Source organism: Shewanella maritima (genome assembly GCF_043643735.1).
GTDB lineage: Bacteria > Pseudomonadota > Gammaproteobacteria > Enterobacterales > Shewanellaceae > Shewanella > Shewanella maritima_A.
Window position 1 is genome coordinate 1 of record NZ_JBHZSM010000027.1, and the last position, 3,116, is coordinate 3,116.

Consider the following 3,116-nt stretch of genomic DNA (forward strand, 5'->3'; position numbering starts at 1 on the left):
AAAACCCATCTGGGTTGTATGGTTAAGCCTCACGAGTCATTAGTACATGTTAGCTCAACGCCTCACAACGCTTACACACCATGCCTATCAACGTCCTAGTCTCGAACGGCTCTTTAGAGGTCTTAAAGACCTAGGGATGACTCATCTTAGGGCTCGCTTCCCGCTTAGATGCTTTCAGCGGTTATCGATTCCGAACGTAGCTACCGGGCAATGCTATTGGCATAACAACCCGAACACCAGCGGTTCGTCCACTCCGGTCCTCTCGTACTAGGAGCAGCTCCCTTCAATCATCCAACGCCCACGGCAGATAGGGACCGAACTGTCTCACGACGTTCTGAACCCAGCTCGCGTACCACTTTAAATGGCGAACAGCCATACCCTTGGGACCGACTTCAGCCCCAGGATGTGATGAGCCGACATCGAGGTGCCAAACACCGCCGTCGATATGAACTCTTGGGCGGTATCAGCCTGTTATCCCCGGAGTACCTTTTATCCGTTGAGCGATGGCCCTTCCATTCAGAACCACCGGATCACTATGACCTACTTTCGTACCTGCTCGACGTGTCTGTCTCGCAGTTAAGCTAGCTTATGCCATTGCACTAACCACACGATGTCCGACCGTGTTTAGCTAACCTTCGTGCTCCTCCGTTACTCTTTGGGAGGAGACCGCCCCAGTCAAACTACCCACCAGGCACTGTCCTCAACCCCGATTAGGGGCCAGAGTTAGAACATCAAAACTACAAGGGTGGTATTTCAAGGTTGACTCCACACAATCTAGCGACTGCGCTTCAAAGTCTCCCACCTATCCTACACATGTAGGTTCAATGTTCAGTGCCAAGCTATAGTAAAGGTTCACGGGGTCTTTCCGTCTAGCCGCGGGTATACGGCATCTTCACCGCAATTTCAACTTCACTGAGTCTCGGCTGGAGACAGCGTGGCCATCATTACGCCATTCGTGCAGGTCGGAACTTACCCGACAAGGAATTTCGCTACCTTAGGACCGTTATAGTTACGGCCGCCGTTTACCGGGGCTTCGATCATGAGCTTCTCCGAAGATAACCCAATCAATTAACCTTCCGGCACCGGGCAGGCGTCATACCGTATACGTCATCTTGCGATTTTGCACAGTACTGTGTTTTTGATAAACAGTTGCAGCCACCTGGTATCTGCGACTCCCAACAGCTTAGAGAGCAAGTCTCATCACCACCAGGAGCGTACCTTCTCCCGAAGTTACGGTACCATTTTGCCTAGTTCCTTCAGCCGAGTTCTCTCAAGCGCCTTGGTATTCTCTACCCGACCACCTGTGTCGGTTTGGGGTACGATTCCTACTAACCTGAAGCTTAGAAGATTTTCCTGGAAGCATGGCATCAACTACTTCAGTCCCTTGGGACTTCGTCATCAGTTCTCAGTGTATGTGTACCCGGATTTGCCTAAGTACACCACCTACAACCTTAAACGCGGACTACCAACGCCGCGCTAGCCTAGCCTTCTCCGTCTCTCCATCGCAGTTAGCAAAAGTACGGGAATATTAACCCGTTTCCCATCGACTACGCCTTTCGGCCTCGCCTTAGGGGTCGACTCACCCTGCCCCGATTAACGTTGGACAGGAACCCTTGGTCTTTCGGCGAGGGAGTTTTTCACTCCCTTTATCGTTACTCATGTCAGCATTCGCACTTCTGATACGTCCACCGTGGGTTACCCCTTCGGCTTCAACCGCTTACAGAACGCTCCTCTACCGCTTGCAGTAAAACTGCAAACCCGTAGCTTCGGTGGTATGTTTAGCCCCGTTAAATCTTCCGCGCAGGCCGACTCGACTAGTGAGCTATTACGCTTTCTTTAAATGATGGCTGCTTCTAAGCCAACATCCTAGCTGTCTAAGCCTTCCCACATCGTTTCCCACTTAACATACACTTTGGGACCTTAGCTGACGGTCTGGGTTGTTTCCCTTTTGACGACGGACGTTAGCACCCGCCGTCTGTCTCCCGTATAGTACTCATTGGTATTCGGAGTTTGCAAAGGGTTGGTAAGTCGGGATGACCCCCTAGCCTTAACAGTGCTCTACCCCCAATGGTATTCGTACGAGGCGCTACCTAAATAGCTTTCGAGGAGAACCAGATATCTCCCGGTTTGATTGGCCTTTCACCCCCAGCCACAAGTCATCACCGCATTTTTCAACATACGTGTGTTCGGTCCTCCAGTTGATGTTACTCAACCTTCAACCTGCCCATGGCTAGATCACCGGGTTTCGGGTCTACACCTTGCAACTAAACGCGCAGTTAACACTCGGTTTCCCTACGGCTCCGCTATTCGCTTAACCTCGCTACAAAATGTAAGTCGCTGACCCATTATACAAAAGGTACGCAGTCACGGTCTCAAGAACCGCTCCCACTGCTTGTACGTATACGGTTTCAGGTTCTATTTCACTCCCCTCACAGGGGTTCTTTTCGCCTTTCCCTCACGGTACTGGTTCACTATCGGTCAGTCAGGAGTATTTAGCCTTGGAGGATGGTCCCCCCATGTTCAGACAGGATGTCACGTGTCCCGCCTTACTCGATTTCATCTATGGTTAGTTTTCATGTACGGGGCTATCACCCTGTGCCGCTGTGCTTTCCAACACATTCCACTAACACCCCATAGACTTAAGGGCTAATCCCCGTTCGCTCGCCGCTACTAGGGGAATCTCGGTTGATTTCTTTTCCTCCGGGTACTTAGATGTTTCAGTTCCCCGGGTTCGCCTCCTACAGCTATGTATTCACTGCAGGATAATTGCTTATGCAATTGGGTTTCCCCATTCGGACATCGTTAGCTCAAATGCTTGTTACTAGCTCGCCAACGCTTTTCGCAAGTTACTACGTCCTTCATCGCCTCTGACTGCCAAGGCATCCACCGTATACGCTTAGTCACTTAACCATACAACCCAAATAAGTCTCATTAGATGATAATTATCTGAGCCACATAGGTGACTAGCTGGTTTTTTTGATAAATCACACTCTTTCGAGCATGTATCGCCTTAGTTTTTAGAATATTCAAGACACTTAAATAGTGTTTTGAGAACTCAATTTGTTTGATGCTCTCACATCAAACGATTTGTATTAACATGACGACAGACATCATCA

Annotated in this window: 1 rRNA gene; it reads right to left on the reverse strand. The window is 49.9% G+C overall.

What is annotated here, in order from left to right:
• Positions 1 to 18: 18 nt before the first annotated feature.
• Positions 19 to 2,910: ribosomal RNA gene (locus ACHUGF_RS17935) — 23S ribosomal RNA — on the reverse strand.
• Positions 2,911 to 3,116: the final 206 nt, after the last annotated feature.